Source organism: Streptomyces sp. NBC_01171 (assembly GCF_045039805.1).
Taxonomy (GTDB): domain Bacteria; phylum Actinomycetota; class Actinomycetes; order Streptomycetales; family Streptomycetaceae; genus Streptomyces.
In genome coordinates this window covers 5,833,987-5,849,149 of the sequence record NZ_CP108609.1, presented here as the reverse complement: position 1 = coordinate 5,849,149, position 15,163 = coordinate 5,833,987, and the positions used below count along the sequence as shown (strand labels likewise).

At 72.1% G+C, this 15,163-nt stretch carries 16 protein-coding genes; 11 read left to right on the top strand and 5 right to left on the bottom strand.

Features of this window, described 5'->3' with window-relative positions:
* Positions 1-12 precede the first annotated feature (12 nt).
* Both OG448_RS27050 and OG448_RS27045 read left to right on the top strand, forming a co-directional pair.
* A complete protein-coding gene (locus OG448_RS27050) occupies positions 13-1,230 on the top strand; it encodes a PP2C family protein-serine/threonine phosphatase (protein WP_405557612.1) in 1,218 nt (405 codons plus the stop codon).
* Between the two features lie 77 nt (positions 1,231-1,307).
* Positions 1,308-1,595 (top strand): hypothetical protein, encoded by a 288-nt coding sequence (locus OG448_RS27045; RefSeq protein ID WP_405557610.1) that lies wholly within the window; start codon positions 1,308-1,310, stop codon positions 1,593-1,595.
* Positions 1,596-1,616: 21 nt separating this feature from the next.
* On the opposite strand, the gene OG448_RS27040 is transcribed toward OG448_RS27045, so the two are convergent.
* Entirely contained in the window at positions 1,617-2,771 is a 1,155-nt protein-coding gene (locus OG448_RS27040; RefSeq protein ID WP_405557608.1) for a glutathione-independent formaldehyde dehydrogenase, read from the bottom strand.
* Positions 2,772-3,265: 494 nt separating this feature from the next.
* On the opposite strand from OG448_RS27040, the gene asnB reads away from it, so the two are divergent.
* The 6 genes from asnB (at position 3,266) to OG448_RS27010 (ending at position 9,305) form a co-directional block, all read left to right on the top strand.
* On the top strand, positions 3,266-5,107 hold the full coding sequence (gene asnB, locus OG448_RS27035) for an asparagine synthase (glutamine-hydrolyzing) (protein WP_405557606.1): 1,842 nt from the start codon (positions 3,266-3,268) through the stop codon (positions 5,105-5,107).
* A 286-nt stretch (positions 5,108-5,393) separates the two neighbouring features.
* The gene (locus OG448_RS27030) at positions 5,394-6,290 is read left to right on the top strand and encodes a glycoside hydrolase family 19 protein (RefSeq protein ID WP_405557604.1); all 897 of its coding nucleotides are present in this window, start codon (positions 5,394-5,396) and stop codon (positions 6,288-6,290) included.
* Between the two features lie 172 nt (positions 6,291-6,462).
* Positions 6,463-7,128, top strand: a complete 666-nt coding sequence (locus OG448_RS27025) for a HemK2/MTQ2 family protein methyltransferase (RefSeq protein ID WP_405557602.1) — start codon at positions 6,463-6,465, stop codon at positions 7,126-7,128.
* Between the two features lie 115 nt (positions 7,129-7,243).
* Entirely contained in the window at positions 7,244-7,429 is a 186-nt protein-coding gene (locus OG448_RS27020; protein ID WP_405557600.1) for a CDGSH iron-sulfur domain-containing protein, read from the top strand.
* Positions 7,426-8,436, top strand: a complete 1,011-nt coding sequence (locus OG448_RS27015; RefSeq protein ID WP_405557598.1) for an iron-containing redox enzyme family protein — start codon at positions 7,426-7,428, stop codon at positions 8,434-8,436. The genes OG448_RS27020 and OG448_RS27015 overlap by 4 nt, the downstream gene beginning before the upstream one ends.
* A complete protein-coding gene (locus OG448_RS27010; protein WP_405557596.1) occupies positions 8,433-9,305 on the top strand; it encodes an SDR family oxidoreductase in 873 nt (290 codons plus the stop codon). The genes OG448_RS27015 and OG448_RS27010 overlap by 4 nt, the downstream gene beginning before the upstream one ends.
* Positions 9,306-9,376: 71 nt before the next feature.
* Here the strand turns inward: OG448_RS27010 and OG448_RS27005 are convergent, their stop codons facing one another.
* Positions 9,377-10,135 carry a hypothetical protein gene (locus OG448_RS27005; RefSeq protein ID WP_405557594.1) on the bottom strand — a complete coding sequence of 253 codons (759 nt, stop codon included), beginning with the start codon at positions 10,133-10,135 and terminating at the stop codon, positions 9,377-9,379.
* Positions 10,136-10,180: 45 nt separating this feature from the next.
* Positions 10,181-10,762 (bottom strand): hypothetical protein, encoded by a 582-nt coding sequence (locus OG448_RS27000; RefSeq protein WP_405557592.1) that lies wholly within the window; start codon positions 10,760-10,762, stop codon positions 10,181-10,183.
* A 244-nt stretch (positions 10,763-11,006) separates the two neighbouring features.
* On the opposite strand from OG448_RS27000, the gene OG448_RS26995 reads away from it, so the two are divergent.
* Positions 11,007-11,342, top strand: a complete 336-nt coding sequence (locus OG448_RS26995; protein WP_405557590.1) for a DUF6343 family protein — start codon at positions 11,007-11,009, stop codon at positions 11,340-11,342.
* A 232-nt stretch (positions 11,343-11,574) separates the two neighbouring features.
* On the opposite strand, the gene OG448_RS26990 is transcribed toward OG448_RS26995, so the two are convergent.
* Positions 11,575-12,762, bottom strand: coding sequence for a zinc-dependent alcohol dehydrogenase (locus tag OG448_RS26990; protein ID WP_405557588.1), 1,188 nt, complete (start codon positions 12,760-12,762; stop codon positions 11,575-11,577).
* Positions 12,763-12,895: 133 nt separating this feature from the next.
* Between OG448_RS26990 and OG448_RS26985 the strand changes: the two genes are divergently transcribed.
* Entirely contained in the window at positions 12,896-13,930 is a 1,035-nt protein-coding gene (locus OG448_RS26985) for an NAD-dependent epimerase/dehydratase family protein (RefSeq protein ID WP_405557586.1), read from the top strand.
* 25 nt (positions 13,931-13,955) lie between these two features.
* Positions 13,956-14,738, top strand: coding sequence for an Fpg/Nei family DNA glycosylase (locus OG448_RS26980; RefSeq protein ID WP_405557584.1), 783 nt, complete (start codon positions 13,956-13,958; stop codon positions 14,736-14,738).
* 22 nt (positions 14,739-14,760) lie between these two features.
* Here the strand turns inward: OG448_RS26980 and OG448_RS26975 are convergent, their stop codons facing one another.
* Positions 14,761-14,973 (bottom strand): hypothetical protein, encoded by a 213-nt coding sequence (locus OG448_RS26975; protein ID WP_405557583.1) that lies wholly within the window; start codon positions 14,971-14,973, stop codon positions 14,761-14,763.
* Positions 14,974-15,163 lie beyond the last annotated feature (190 nt).

Below are 15,163 nucleotides of genomic sequence, written 5' to 3'. Positions count from 1 at the left end.
TACGCTGGAACGATGGCGATCGACTACGCGGCGGTGTTCCAGGCGCTGCCGGGTGCGGTCGCGCTGCTCAGTGTCGATCTGGTCTTCGTCGATGCCAACCTGGCCTTCCTGTCGCAGGCGGGCCGCAGCCGGGATCAGGTGGTCGGCCGGTATCTCTTCGACGCCTTCCCCGAAAATCCGGGCGAGCCCGGCGCCTCCGGTGCGCGGAACCTGGAGGCGTCCCTGCGCCGGGTGCTGCTGAACCGCGAGGCCGACACCATGGCGCTGCAACGGTACGACGTGGAGTCCGCCGAGCGGGACGGCCGGTGGGAGGAGCGGTACTGGAGCCCCGTCAACGCGCCGGTGTTCGCGCCGGACGGGCAGATCGCCGTACTGATCCACCGGGTGGAGGAGGTCACCGAGCTGCTGCGGGTCAGCGGGCGGGCGGGCGGTGAGCGCAATCTGGAGGCCGAGCTGTACAGCCGGATGCGGGAGCTGCACCAGGTCAACGAGCGTCTCCGCAAGGCGCACGCCCGCGAGCGCGAGGTCGCCCTCGCCCTCCAGCGCGCCATGCTCCCGGTGTCCGCTCCGGTCGACCCCCACCGGGTCGCCGTCCGCTACCGGCCCGCCGTCGGCTCGCTCAATGTGTGCGGGGACTGGTACGACCTGGTCAAGCTGGTCGGCGGGGACCGGATCGCCGTCGCGGTCGGCGATGTCGTCGGCCACGGCCTGGAGGCCGCCGGTGTGATGGGCCAGCTCCGCAGCGCGCTGTCCGCCACCTCAGGGGTCGCCAAGGGGCCCGCCCAGGCCCTGGAGGTCCTCGGCCGTTACGCCCACTCGGTGGAGGGCGCCCAGTCCACGAGCGTGGTGACCGTCTTCATCGACTGGGACCACCACACCCTCGCCTACTCCAGCGCCGGACACCCCCCGCCCGTGCTCCTGCGCGGCGCCGGGGGCGCGGACCTCCTCGACCAGGCGACCGATCCGCCGCTGGACGCCGCTTTCGAGCCGCGCCCCCGCCCGGAGGCCACCGTCGGCTTCGCCGAGGGCGACACCCTCGTGCTGTACACCGACGGCCTCATCGAGCGGCGGCACCAGGACATCGACACCGGGCTGGACCGGCTCGTCGAGTCCCTCGAAGCGGGCCGGCACATCGCCTCCCCCGAGGCGCTGGCCGACGCCGTTCTGTCCGACATGCTCCCCGCCGAGGGCATGACGGACGACACCGCCCTGGTCGTCGTATGCCTCTGACCAGGGCGAAGTTGCCGAACGACAAGAGTGTGCGATCAAGGGGTCGTGCGGGGCGGGATCGGGGGTACAGGGGCCGCATGGCAGCGAAGACCGATCACTCCCGAATCCTGCGAGCCGTGCGGCAGTTGCGCAGGGTACGTGCCTTCTACGCGACCGGCGTGGCCCTGTGGCTCACCGCCGCGATCTGGACGGGCTGGATGCATCCCGGCAGTCGTCAGATGTGGGTCTCCGTGCTCCTCCTCGCGCTGTTCGCGGGGTTGCTGGTCACAGCGACGCTCTGGCTCCAGCGGCTGCGCACCTCGGACAAGGACGCTCCGGCCCACCATGCGGCGCCGGGGCGGAAGATCACCGCCCAGCACGCCTGACCGGCGGGCCGGAGCCCCGGTTCACGCCGCGAGGTCGTGGCCGGGGTGCAGTACCACCTTGGTGTAGCCCTCGATCCGCTTGTCGAACTTGTCGTACGCCCGCGGGGCGTCCTCCAGCGGCAGTTCGTGGGAGACCACGAAGCTGGGCCGGGCGCGGCCGGAGGCGATCAGGTCGCGCAACTGGCGGTTGTACTTCTTGACGTTGCACTGGCCGGTGCCCATCTTCTGGCCCTTCTCGAACATCTTGCCGATGGAGACCAGGAGTTGACCGTGCTTGGCGTTCTCGTCGGGCCCGCCGGGGTCGGACGGCACGTACAGGCCCGGTATGCCGAGCCGGCCGGTGGGACGGACCGTCTCCACCAGTTGGTTGAGGACGATCGCGGGTTCCTCGTGGCCGCTCTCGTCGCCCTTCTGGGCCTGGTAGCCGACGGCGTCGATGCCCTTGTCGGTGCCCTCTCCGTTCGTCTGCGCCTTGATCTGCTCGGCCGGGTCGCCCTGGGTGAAGTCGATCGGGATGGCCCCGATCTCCTCGGCCTTGGCGAGCCGTTCGGGCACCCGGTCGACCACGAACACCTTGGACGCGCCGCGCAGCAGCGCCGAGTAGGCGGCCATCAGGCCCACCGGGCCGGCCCCGTACACCGCGACCGTCTCGCCGGGTGAGACCTGGGCGAGTTCGCAGCCGTGGTAGCCGGTCGGGAAGATGTCGGCCAGCAGGACGTAGTCGGTCTCGTTCTCGTCGCCCTCGGGCAGCTTCAGGCAGTTGAAGTCGGCGAAGGGCACCCGCAGCCGCTCCGCCTGGCCGCCCGTGTACGGGCCCATGGCCACATAGCCGTACGCGCCGCCCGCGAAGCCGGGGTTCACCGTCAGGCAGAACCCGGTCTCGCCGGCGAGGCAGTTCTTGCAGAACCCGCACGCCACGTTGAACGGCATCACGACGCGGTCCCCCACGGACAGCGAGACCACGCCGTCGCCGACCTCCTCGATCACGCCCAGGTTCTCGTGGCCGAACACGATGCCCGGTTCGGCCGCCGTGCGCCCCTCGTACATGTGCAGGTCGGAGCCGCAGATCGCGGACGAGGTGATGCGGACGATCACGTCGTTGGGGTGCTGGATCTGCGGATCGTCGACTTCTGTCACCGTGACGCTGAAGGGCCTTTCGTAGACAACGGCTTTCACCTGTGTCACCTCCGCGTCTCGTGCGCGTCTCGCGCCGGATGACGGTGGCGGGGCCCGGCCGATGCCGGACGCGCGGGAGGGCGCGTCCGTGCCCGGGGCCCATGGCCCTCGCTTCACCGCCGTTGCTTCCAGGTAACGCCCCTCGGGCGGGCGCTGCAACCCGCCTCCGGAGCGGCCCACGGTCGTTGTCGATCACCACTGGGCCGCCGGGTAGGGCCACCTGGGGATTGGTGAAGTTTTTGCCTGTGGCCGGTTCGCGGTGCCGCCACGCTGCTCACCCGGCATGCGCCGGTTTTCGCTTCGGCAAAGTACGGCCGAAACCGGCGGTGGTTCGTGTCGTGGAGGTTACGGGGGCCGTTGACCGGCGCCGGTGCCGGGCGGAGGCTCGTCACATAGGTGCTCGATACAACCGGTTTGCCGACCGGGTCCGGTGCTCGCGGGGAAACCGCAGATCAGCAGCGGGTCGGCGGTGTGCCGGAGGCAGGAGGCAGCGCATGTGCGGCATCACCGGCTGGGTGTCCTTCGACCGTGATCTCGGCGCCGAGGACTCCGTATTGGATGCGATGACCGAGACGATGGCCTGCCGGGGCCCGGACGACCGCGGCGTCTGGGCGGAGGGGCCCGCCGCGCTCGGGCACCGCCGGCTCGCCATCATCGACCTGCCCGGCGGACGCCAGCCGATGTCGGTGCGCACGCCCCAGGGGAACGTCGCCCTGGTCTACTCGGGAGAGGCGTACAACTTCACCGAGCTGCGGCGCGAACTCACCGACCGGGGGCACCGGTTCATCACCGACTCCGATACCGAGGTCGTGCTGCGCGGCTACCTGGAGTGGGGCGACACGGTGGCCGAGCGGCTCAACGGCATGTACGCGTTCGCCGTGTGGGACGGGCGGCACGACAAGCTGGTGATGATCCGCGACCGGATGGGCATCAAGCCGTTCTACTACCACCCGACCGCCGACGGCGTCCTCTTCGGCTCCGAGCCCAAGGCGATCCTCGCCAACCCGCTGGTCCGCCCCCGGGTCACGCCGGGCGGGCTGCGGGAGCTGTTCACCATGGTCAAGACCCCGGGCCACGCGGTGTGGGACGGCATGCGCGAGGTCGAGCCGGGCACCGTCGTCACCGTCGACCGCTCCGGCCTGCACACGCGGGTGTACTGGCGGCTGGAGACCCGTCCGCACACCGACGACCGGGAAACGACGATCGCCACCGTCCGCACACTGCTGGACGACATCGTGCGCCGTCAGCTCGTCGCGGACGTGCCGCGCTGCACCCTGCTCTCCGGCGGCCTGGACTCCTCGGCCATGACCGCGCTGGCCGCCCAACAGCTCGCGGAGCGGGGCGAGAAGGTACGCAGCTTCGCGGTCGACTTCGCCGGACAGGCCGACAACTTCGTCGCGGACGAGCTGCGCAGGACCCCGGACACCCCCTTCGTCCACGACGTGGCCCGGCTCGCCGGGACCGACCACCAGGACATCGTCCTCGACGTGCAGTCCCTCGCCGATCCCGCCGCCCGCGAGAAGGTGATCCGCGCCCGTGATCTGCCCGCCGGGTTCGGTGACATGGACGCCTCTCTGCTGCTGCTCTTCCGCGCCATCCGGGACCGGTCCACGGTGGCCCTGTCGGGCGAGTCGGCGGACGAGGTGTTCGGCGGGTACCTCCAGTTCTTCGACGAGGAGGCACGGCACGCGGACACGTTCCCCTGGCTGGTGGCCTTCGGCCGTCACTTCGGGGACGACACCGGTGTGCTGCGCCCCGAGCTGGCGGAGGCGCTGGACTTGAAGGGGTACGTCGCGGACGGGTTCCGTACGGCCGCCGCCGGGGTCGAACGGCTCGACGGCGAGAGCGACTTCGAGTTCCGCATGCGGCGGATGTCCCACCTGCACCTCACCCGGTTCGTGCGCGTCCTGCTCGACCGGAAGGACCGGATGAGCATGGCGGTCGGGCTGGAGGTGCGGGTGCCGTTCTGCGACCACCGGCTCGTGGAGTACGTCTACAACACCCCCTGGGCCCTGAAGTCGTTCGACGGCCGCGAGAAGAGCCTGCTCCGTGAGGCCACGGCGGACGTGCTTCCCCGCTCGGTGTACGACCGGGTCAAGAGCCCCTATCCCTCCACCCAGGACCCCGGCTACGGCCGAGCCCTCCAGACCCAGGTCAAGGACCTGCTGGCCAAGCCGTCCCACCGGGTCTTCGACCTGCTGGACCGGGAGAAGGTGCGGCGGATCGCGGAGAGGGAGTCCCTGGCCGGTACGCAGGCGGCCCGGCGCGGGCTGGAGCGGACGCTCGATCTGGCTCTGTGGCTGGACCTCTATTCGCCCGAGGTGAGCATCGGCTGAGATCCGGAAAAGGGGTGCGGAGGGCATCGAGGATGCCCTCCGCACCCTTTTGTCTGCCGTCGTCCGACCACTCGACTCCCCTGACCCACAAGGAAGTTGACCGAACTTCGCCCCTCCTCCGCGCATCCTCTTGACTGGTACAGACCAATGCGTTTGAGTGTGGCCTCACACCCCCCATCACGGCCGCCCCCCACGCCTTCGCCGGTGTCTTCGGCATGCACGCAGTGAGCGCGCCCGCGTTCCGCCCTGCGCTGGAACGGCCGTGGCATCCCTAGGAGTTGATTCAGTGTCGAGACGGCACATCTCCGCCGCGCTGGCCGCGCTCGCCCTCGCCGTGGCACCCGTGCTGCTGCCGGCGCCGGCCGCTTCCGCCGCTCCGGCGGCCTCCTGTTCGAGCTACCCGAACTGGGTGGCCGGCAACTCTTACCGGGCCGGTGACATCGTCCGGTACACCGACGGCAAGGCGTACATCGCCGAGCACGACAACCCGGGCTACGACCCGATCATCAGCACCTGGTACTGGGACCCGTACAACTGCGACGGCGGCGGGACCACGCCCGTCGGCAACTTCGTGGTCACCGAGGCCCAGTTCAACCAGATGTTCCCGAACCGGAACTCGTTCTACTCGTACAGCGGGCTGGTGAACGCGCTCGGCGCGTACCCCGGCTTCGCCAACACCGGCAGCGACACGGTGAAGAAGCAGGAGGCCGCGGCCTTCCTCGCCAACGTGAACCACGAGACCGGCGGCCTGGTCTACGTGGTCGAGCAGAACACCGCCAACTACCCGACGTACTGCGACTGGAGCCAGTCGTACGGCTGCCCGGCCGGGCAGGCGGCGTACTACGGGCGCGGTCCGATCCAGTTGAGCTGGAACTTCAACTACAAGGCGGCCGGTGACGCGCTCGGCATCGACCTGCTGCACAACCCGAACCTGGTGCAGAACGACAGCGCCGTCGCCTGGAAGACCGGCCTCTGGTACTGGAACACCCAGTCCGGACCGGGCTCCATGACGCCGCACAACGCCATGGTGAACCAGGCGGGCTTCGGGCAGACCATCCGCAGCATCAACGGCTCCCTGGAGTGCGACGGCCGCAACCCCGCCCAGGTGCAGAGCCGCGTCGACGCCTACCAGCGCTTCTCGCAGATCCTCGGCGTCTCCCCCGGCGGCAACCTCTACTGCTGACGTCACGACGCTCCCGGCGCGCCACGGCCATCCCGGCCGTGGCGCGCTTGTGCGTCATTGAAAGCTTCCGTCCAATAACTCAGGGTAACGTCACGGCTCCCCGAGGTGTGCCGATCGCTACGCAGGGCACTCAGAAACGGCACGAGGAACGATCAGCGCCCTGGAGGCCGACATGGGACCCCTGGCAGCCCTGCCGACACCGCCGGGCGTGTACACCCCGCAGCACGACACCGATCTCATCGCACGCGTCATGGAGAAGGAGCACCTGGACGCCGACTCCTGCGTGCTCGACCTGTGCACCGGCAGCGGCGCGCTGGCCGTGCGGGCCGCCGCGCGCGGGGCACGGGTCACCGCGGTCGACATCTCCCGGCGGGCCCTGGCCACCGCCTGGTGCAACGCGCTGCTCGCCGGGCAGCGCATCACGGTGCGCCGCGGCGACCTCGTCTCGGCCGTGCCGGGCCGCAGGTACGACCTGGTGGTGAGCAACCCGCCCTACGTCCCCGCGCCCGCCCCGAGGCCGCCGAGCCGGGGTTCCGCCCGTGCCTGGGACGCCGGGCCGGACGGGCGGCTCTTCGTGGACCGGATCTGCGACACCAGCGCCGGTGCGCTGAAGCGGGGCGGGGCCCTGCTTCTGGTGCACTCCGCGCTGTGCGGCACCGCGCCGACCCTGGACCGGCTCACCGCCGCGGGGCTGGACGCCACCGTGGTGGACCGGGCCACCGTGCCCTTCGGCCCCGTACTGCGCGAGCGCCGTTCCTGGCTGCACAGCCGGGGCATGCTGCGCGACCGGCACGAGGACCAGGAGGAGCTGGTGGTGGTGCGCGCCGTGCGCCGTTGACCCGGTCGGCCCGTTTCGGCGGCTTTCAGCGGGTACTCGTGCAGCACGGACCCCAGTACCCGAGCCGAGAGGACGGTGGTCAGCAGTGGGCCGAGAAGCCGAGGACGCGACGAGCGTGACGATCACGCCCGACGGCCCGCTGCTCCTGCCCGGCCCGGTCGAGGTGACCCTCCCGGACGGCACGATCGTCACCTCGCGGCGCTTCACGGTCGCGCTCTGCACCTGCCGCCGCAGCCGTATCTACCCCTGGTGCGACACCAGCCACCGCCGCCGTACGAAGAACGCGAAGGAGACCCGTTGACCGCGCCCGCACTCCCCCAGCCGCGCGGCGACCTGTCCGCCACCGTCATCGCCACGCTGACCAGTGGTGACACCGCGCTGAACAGCACGCTTCCGCCCACCGTCGACCCGTACGGCGACGACCTCCAGCTCGCCCTGTACGTCCTCTACGAGCTGCACTACCGGGGCTTCGCGGGCGTGCCCGACGAGCTGGAGTGGGACCCGGGTCTGCTGGCGCTGCGCCGCGCGCTGGAGCGGCCGTTCCTCGCGGCCCTGCGCCGGGACGTGCCGCCGGGCACGAGCGCCGATGAGGCCCTGGACGCGCTGCTGGTCGAGCCCGTCGGGCACGACGACAGCAGCGTCAGCCACCACCTCCAGCGCGACGGCGAGCTGTGGCAGCTCACCGAGTACGCGGCCCTGCGCTCGCTGTACCACCTCAAGGAGGCCGACCCGCACGCCTGGGTCATCCCGAGGCTGAACGGACGGGCCAAGGCGGGCATGGTGGCCGTCGAGTTCGACGAGTTCGGCGCCGGCCGCCCCGAGGAGATCCACGCCCGGCTCTACGCCGACCTGATGGGCGACCTCGGCCTGGACACCACCTACGGCCACTATCTCGACCAGGCACCGGCGGTCGCGCTGGCCACGGTCAACCTGATGTCCCTCTTCGGGCTGCACCGCGCGCTGCGGGGCGCCCTGGTGGGGCACTTCGCCACCGTCGAGGTGACCTCGTCGCCGGGTTCCCGCCGGATGGCGGCCGCCCTGCGCCGTGCCGGCGCGGGGGCGGCCGCGCAGCGGTTCTACGACGAACACGTGGAGGCGGACGCCGTGCACGAGCAGGTGGTCCGCCGGGACGTGGTCGGCGGGCTGCTGGCCGACGAACCGCACCTCGAGGCCGACATCGCCTTCGGCGTGCACGCCACCGGTCTGCTGGAGGACCGGTTCGGCGCGCATGTGCTGAAGGCGTGGCGGCAACAGCACAGCGCCCTGCGGACACTCCCGCACGGCGGAACGGAAAGGAAGTCCCCGTGACCGAGAATCCCCTCCACCGGCATCCCCGCCCCGAGTTCCCGGAGCAGGAGCAGGAACATCCGGGCTGGACCGGCCCGATGGACCCCCCGCCGGACCACGGCGAGGAGTCCTACGAGGGCAGCGGACTGCTGACCGACCGCAAGGCGGTGATCACCGGCGGCGACTCCGGCATCGGCCGGGCCGTGGCACTCGCCTACGCGCGCGAGGGCGCCGACGTGCTCTTCACCTACCTGCCCGAGGAGGGCGACGACGCCGCCGAGACCAGCCGGTTGATCGAGGAGGCCGGCCGCAAGGCGGTGGCCGTGCCCTGTGACATCCGGGACGAGGAGCAGTGCCGCCGGCTGATCGAGCGGGCGGTGGACGAGTTCGGGCACATCGACATCCTGGTGAACAACGCCGCCTACCAGATGTCCCAGCCGGACGGCATCGAGGCGATCACCACCGAGCAGTTCGACCGGGTGGTGCGCACCAACCTCTACGGCATGTTCTGGCTGAGCAAGATGGCGCTGCCGCACATCCCGTCCGGTGGCTCCATCATCAACACCACGTCCGTGCAGGCGTACAAGCCGAGTCCGCATCTGCTGGACTACGCGATGACCAAGGGCGCGATCGTCACCTTCACCCAGGGGCTGGCGCAGATGGTCGCCGACGACGGCATCCGGGTCAACGCCGTGGCGCCGGGCCCGGTGTGGACGCCGCTGATCCCGGCGACGATGCCGGACACGGTCGAGTTCGGCAAGCAGTCCCCGCTCGGCCGCCCGGCCCAGCCGGCCGAAATGGCCCCCGCCTACGTCTTCCTGGCCTCGTCGCACGCCAGCTTCATCACGGCGGAGATCCTGAACGCGACGGGCGGTACGCCGCTGCCGTAACCGCCGTACCACACGACAGCGGCCCGGACCGACGAGGTCCGGGCCGCTTTCGCGTGTGACGTGAGCGGGGCTCAGGCGTCCAGGAGTTGGTTGAAGAAGGTGCGGTACTGCTGGAGCGCCACCCGGAGCCCCTCGGTCTCGACCTGCTCGCCGCGGCTCCACTGGCCCTCGAGTTCCTTCTTGTGGTCAGCGAAGGTCGCGGCCAGCGACTGGATGACGTCCGCGACCAGCGCGTCCGCCGAACGGACCGCGTCCTTGGGGTCGTCGACGAAGGTGCCCTGGATCTTGGCCCAGCGCTCGCGGTAGTCCTGCGCCTCTCCGTGGGCGATCAGGGGGTCGGCGCCCTCGTCCACCGAGCGCGGCTGCCCGCCGCCGTGCCGCTGGTCACCCTCCGGCCGCCGGTCGCGGTCGTCCCCCTCGGCCAGGGGGGTGCGCTCCGGGGCGCCGGTCGGCTCGCCCGCGGCCGTCCGCTCGGGCACGTTCTCCCGCTCGCCGGTGGCGGTCCGCCCGCCGCGCGCGTCCCGAGTCCCGCCGCGCGCGTCCCGAGTGTCGTCGGGGACGGCCGACGCCTCACCGGGGTAGGCCGGCGGGGGCGTGTCGGCGGAGCGGTCGGGCCCGCGGTCGGAGGAGCGGTCGGGGCGCGCCCCGGACAGCGGGCCGGAGCGGGCGTCCGGCGGGGCGTCGCGGCCGGTGTCGGACGGTGCGTCCGGACGCGGCTCGGACAGGGGGCCGGAGCGGGCGTCGGGACGGCTGTCCCGGCCGGGGTGGGCCAGGTCCTCCGTGGTCAACTCACCCTCGCCGGGACCGCTGTTGGTGTGCCGATCTGACATGACAACCTCGTTTCCGCTGGTGCCGTGGTGGAAGTGCGCGCCGGGTCAGGCCGCGTCGTGCCCGGTGCTCTCGTGGTGCGGGGGACGACCGCTGCCCAGCAGGTCGTCGAAGAGGGCGCGGTAGCGCACCATGGCGCCGCGCAGCTCCTCGGTGGTCGCCTCGCCGTTCTCGTTGCGGAGGCTCACGTCGTGGGCGTCGCGGTAGTGCTCCAACGTCTGCGCGTGCTCGACGGACAGGTCCCTGAGCTGCTGCTCGAAGCCCTCGGTGGGGTAGCCGCGGTCACGCATGAGCTGGGTGACCAGGCGGTCGGCGTCGTCCACGCTCTGCGCCGGGTGGTCGACGAACCGCTCCTGCGTGCCCCTCCACTCGGTGGAGTACCGGTCCCGCTCCTCGGGGGACAGCTCCTTGAGGTCGAGGTCGCGGTGCCGCTTCTCGCGCGCCTGGAGTTCGCGCTCGGCCTCCCGCCTGCTCTCGCCGGACTGCACGGCCCGGTCGTACTCGGGGCCGAACTTCTCCTGGAGGCGGCGCCTGCGGCGGCGCGTCACGAGCCATACTCCGGCGGCGATCAGGATCAGGATGACCACGATGGGGACCACGATGGCGATCAGCGTTTGTGCGGTGGACATCGCCTCTCCCGCTTGGTGAGTTGAGTGGATGGACGGCCGGGTCGACGGCCTGCCGGTTACTCCGCCCGAGTACCCCGGCCTTGTTCTCGCACACCGCCCCGGCCTGGCGCGCGCGGGTGATTGCCGGGGCACGGGGGCGGGTACGCGGAGTCGGCACCGGGCAGCCCGGCCGTCCGTCGGGCGGCGGGCCGCCTCCCTCCCCGGAGTCGTCGACGACTCCTGCGACCTGGACGGGGATGAGGGCATGAGCCGACGACACACTCAGGACGACACGGCACGCGTGCCGCGCGCGCGTTCGGGCACGATCGGCCGCCGCCGGGAACGCACCGGGACCGAACCGGTCACCGCCCGCAGCCCGCTGAAGCTGCGGCTCGTGCTCAGCGTGATCGGGCTGCTGGTCTTCGTGCTCGGTACGGTGCTCTTCGCCGTCTGGGCGGGCACGGTGCGGCAGCAGGACGTGCCGGACCCCACCCAGCTCACGGTCCTGGCCGTCATCTGCGGTGTCCTCGCGCTGTTCGCCGCCGTGGACCTCGTCGTGGTCCTGCTGCGCCTCGCACGCGAGCGGGCCCGCCGGGCCTGAACGGGGCGCCGAAGCCGAGTGCCACGGCTGCCCGCTGTACGAGGACGCCACGCAGCCGGTGTCCGGGGCGGGCGACCCGGACGCGCGGGTCCTGGTGCGGCTGGTGTCATCGGAGGTGGTGGTCGCGCTCGGTGCCACGGCGGGCGAGGCGCCGCTCGGTGCCGGTTCCCGGGTCACCGAGCGGCGCCTCGCCCTGCTGCCCTGCCCCGGCCTCACCGGCCGGGGCCGCGCCTCACCAGGGTTCCAGGACCGCCTTGATCATGCCGTCCTTCTTCGCCTGGAACGTCTCGTACGCCTGCGGGCCCTGCTCCAGCGGGAGGATGTGGGTGGCGAAGGTGTCCACGCCCAGCGGGTCGTCGTCGGTGAGCAGCGGGAGGATGTCGTCGACCCAGCGGTGCACGTTGGCCTGGCCCATGCGGAGCTGGATCTGCTTGTCGAACAGGGTCAGCATCGGCATCGGGTCGGCCATGCCGCCGTACACGCCGGAGAGCGAGATCGTGCCGCCCCTGCGGACGATGTCGATGGCCAGGTGCAGCGCGCCGAGCCGGTCGACGCCCGCCTTCTCCATCAGGCGCTGGGCGAGGGCGTCGGGGAGCAGGCCGGTGGCCCACTGGGCGGCCTTGGCGAAGGGCGCGCCGTGCGCCTCCATGCCGACGGCGTCGATGACGGCGTCGGCGCCGCGCCCGTCGGTGACGTCGCGGATCGCGTCGGCCAGCTCGTCGCCGTACTCGCCGAGGTCGTAGACCTTGATGCCGTGCTCCCGGGCGCGGGCGAGGCGTTCGGGGACGAGGTCGACGCCGATGACGTTCTCGACGCCACGATGCCGGGCGATGCGGCAGGCCATCTCGCCGATCGGGCCGAGGCCGAGGACCACGAGGGTGCCGCCGGGCGGGACGTCGGCGTACTCGACGGCCTGCCAGGCGGTGGGCAGGACGTCGGAGAGGTAGAGGAAGCGCTGGTCGGGCGGGCCGTCGGGGATCTTGACGGGGAGCTGGTCGCCGAACGGCACCCGGAGGAACTGCGCCTGGCCGCCGGGGACCTGGCCGTACAGCTTGGTGTAACCGAACAGGGAAGCGCCCTTGTCGTGGTCGCGGACCTGGGTGGTCTCGCACTGGGAGTGCAGGCCCTGGCCGCACATGTAGCACTCGCCGCACGAGACGTTGAAGGGCACCACCACGCGGTCGCCGGGGGCGAGGGAGGTCACCTCGGAGCCGGTCTCCTCCACGATGCCCATGGGCTCGTGGCCGAGGATGTCGCCGGCGTCGAGGAACGGGCCGAGGACTTCGTACAGATGCAGGTCCGATCCGCAGATCCCGCTCGACGTCACGCGGACGATGACGTCGGTGGGGTCCTGGAGCTGCGGGTCCGGGACGGTGTCGACCCGGACGTCCCTCCTGCCCTGCCAGGTGAGAGCGCGCATGTCGCCTCCAATGTCGTAGGTACTGCGGCTCGCTGCCGTCCGGGTACCCGGCACTTCCGGTACTTACCCGGTGCTTGACGGGCCGTGCCACGGGTACCCGACGGGCCCTCGATCTCCAGGGAAGGCGGCTGTCATGACCGACACGGCGAGGGACGCGGCGGACGGCGGGCTGCGGGTCGTGGTCACCGGCGCGACCGGCAATGTCGGCACGAGCGTGGTGGAGGCGCTGCGCGGGCGCCCCGAGGTGGCGTCGGTGACCGGCGTGGCCCGCAGGGCCCCCGACTGGCAGCCGGAGGGCACGACCTGGGTGGCGGCCGACGTCGACCCGGACGGCGACGACCTCGTGTCCCTCTTCCGGGGCGCGGACGCGGTGGTGCATCTGGCGTGGAAGTTCCAGCCCACCCACGACCCGGTGACGACCTGGCGGACCAACGTCCTCGGCAGCATCCGGGTGTTCGAGGCCGCCGCGGCAGCGGGAGTGCCCGCGCTGGTCCACGCCTCGTCGGTCGGCGCCTACTCGCCGGGCCCCAAGGACCGCGAGGTGGACGAGTCCTGGCCCACTCACGGCTGGCCGCAGGCCGCGTACTGCCGGGAGAAGTCCTACCTGGAAAGGTACTTGGACGCCTACGAGCTGAAGCATCCGCAGACGCGGGTGGTACGGATGCGGCCGGGTTTCCTCTTCAAGCGGGAGGCGGCGTCGGAGCAGCGGCGGATCTTCGCCGGGTCGTGGCTGCCCACCCAGTGGGTGCGGCCACCGTTCGTGCCGGTGATCCCGGATCTGCCGGGGCTGAAGTTCCAGGCGCTGCACACCGACGACGCGGCCGCCGCGTTCGCCGAGGCGGTGCTCCGCCCGGTGCGCGGGGCCTTCAACCTGGCCGCCGACCCGCCCGTGGACGCGGCCACGCTGGCCGGGCTGCTGGAGGCGCGTCCGCTGCGCGTCCCGCTGCCGCCGGTACGGGCCGCCCTGTCGGCGGCATGGCGGCTGCGGCTGGTGCCCGCCTCGCCGGACCTCTTCGACGCGGTGCTGCGGCTGCCGCTGATGGACTCCGCCCGCGCGCGGACGGAGCTGGACTGGGAGCCCCGGTACACGGCCGTGGAGGCGCTCCGGGAGTTCCTGGAAGGGCTGAGGGAGCACGCGGGGATGGACACCGCGCCGCTCGCCTCGTGAACTCGGACGAGCCAGGGAGGCGGGCATGCCGGAACTGCCCGATGTCGAAGCGTTCCGCGGAGTGCTGCGCTCCTGCGGCCAGGGACACCCCGTGGAGAAGGTGGACGTACGGGACGCGGGCGTGCTGCGCGGGGTCACCGCGCGGCGGCTGCGCAGCGGGGTGGAGGGCCACCGGTTCGCCGAGCCGCGCCGCCACGGCAAGCTGCTGATCGCCCCGCTGGACGACGGGCCGGCCGTGGTCTGGCACTTCGGGATGACCGGCGAGCTGGTCGCCGCCTCCGCCGACGATCCCCCGCACGACCACGACCGGGTGGTCCTGACCCTCGACGGCGGCCGCCAGCTCCGCTACCGCGACCAGCGCAAGCTCCAGGGCATCCGGTTCGCCGAGGACCGGGAGGCGGTGGCCGAGCTGGAGGCGGACCTCGGGCCGGACGCGCTCGACCTGGACCGGACCGAGTTCCTGGAGCTGCTGGCCGGGCGACGGGGCGCGGTCAAGAGCGTGCTGATGGACCAGTCCCTCATCGCGGGCCTGGGCAACCTGCTCAGCGACGAGATCCTGTGGCGGGCCCGCATCGCCCCCGCGCGCCCGGCGAAGAGCCTCGACGAGGCCGAGGCGCGAGGCGTGTACACGGCGATGCGGCGTGTGCTGGCGTCCGCCGTGCGTGCCGGGCGGGTGCCGCCGCGCCGTACGTGGCTCACCGGGCGGCGGGACGACGTGTCCCCGGCCTGCCCGAGCTGCGGCGGGGAGCTGCGCTCCGGGCGCCTCTCCGGCCGCCGCACGCTGTGGTGCCCCAACTGCCAGCACTGAGCCGCCGCGACTTCGAGGGGCGTCAGCCGGAGGGCTCGTCGGGTACGGGCTGGTCCGGGCGCACCCCGGCGGACTCAGGTGCGCCGCGCGGGCCGGCGCCCGCCTCGTCCGTGTCGGGCACCTCGTGGTCGTCGTCCTGCGCGGGGGCGTCCCAGCGGTCGTTGTCGTGGCTCGCCTGCTGGTCGGGCAGGTCCCTCGGAACGCGCCGGGTGTGGGTGTCGTTGTGCTCCGTCATGGCTTCTCCTCGTCTGCCGGGGGTCCGGGCTCGCCGCGCCGGTCGGGCGGTCCGTCGCGGGTACCCCGTGGCCCCGGGAGCATGCGGGGCGGGGTGGCCCGATATGGGAGCCGGCCGTTGCGGAGCCCGCTGCCCCGGATCGGGCGGGCATCGACGCGGACACCGGGACGGAACTCTGACTCGGGCCGGG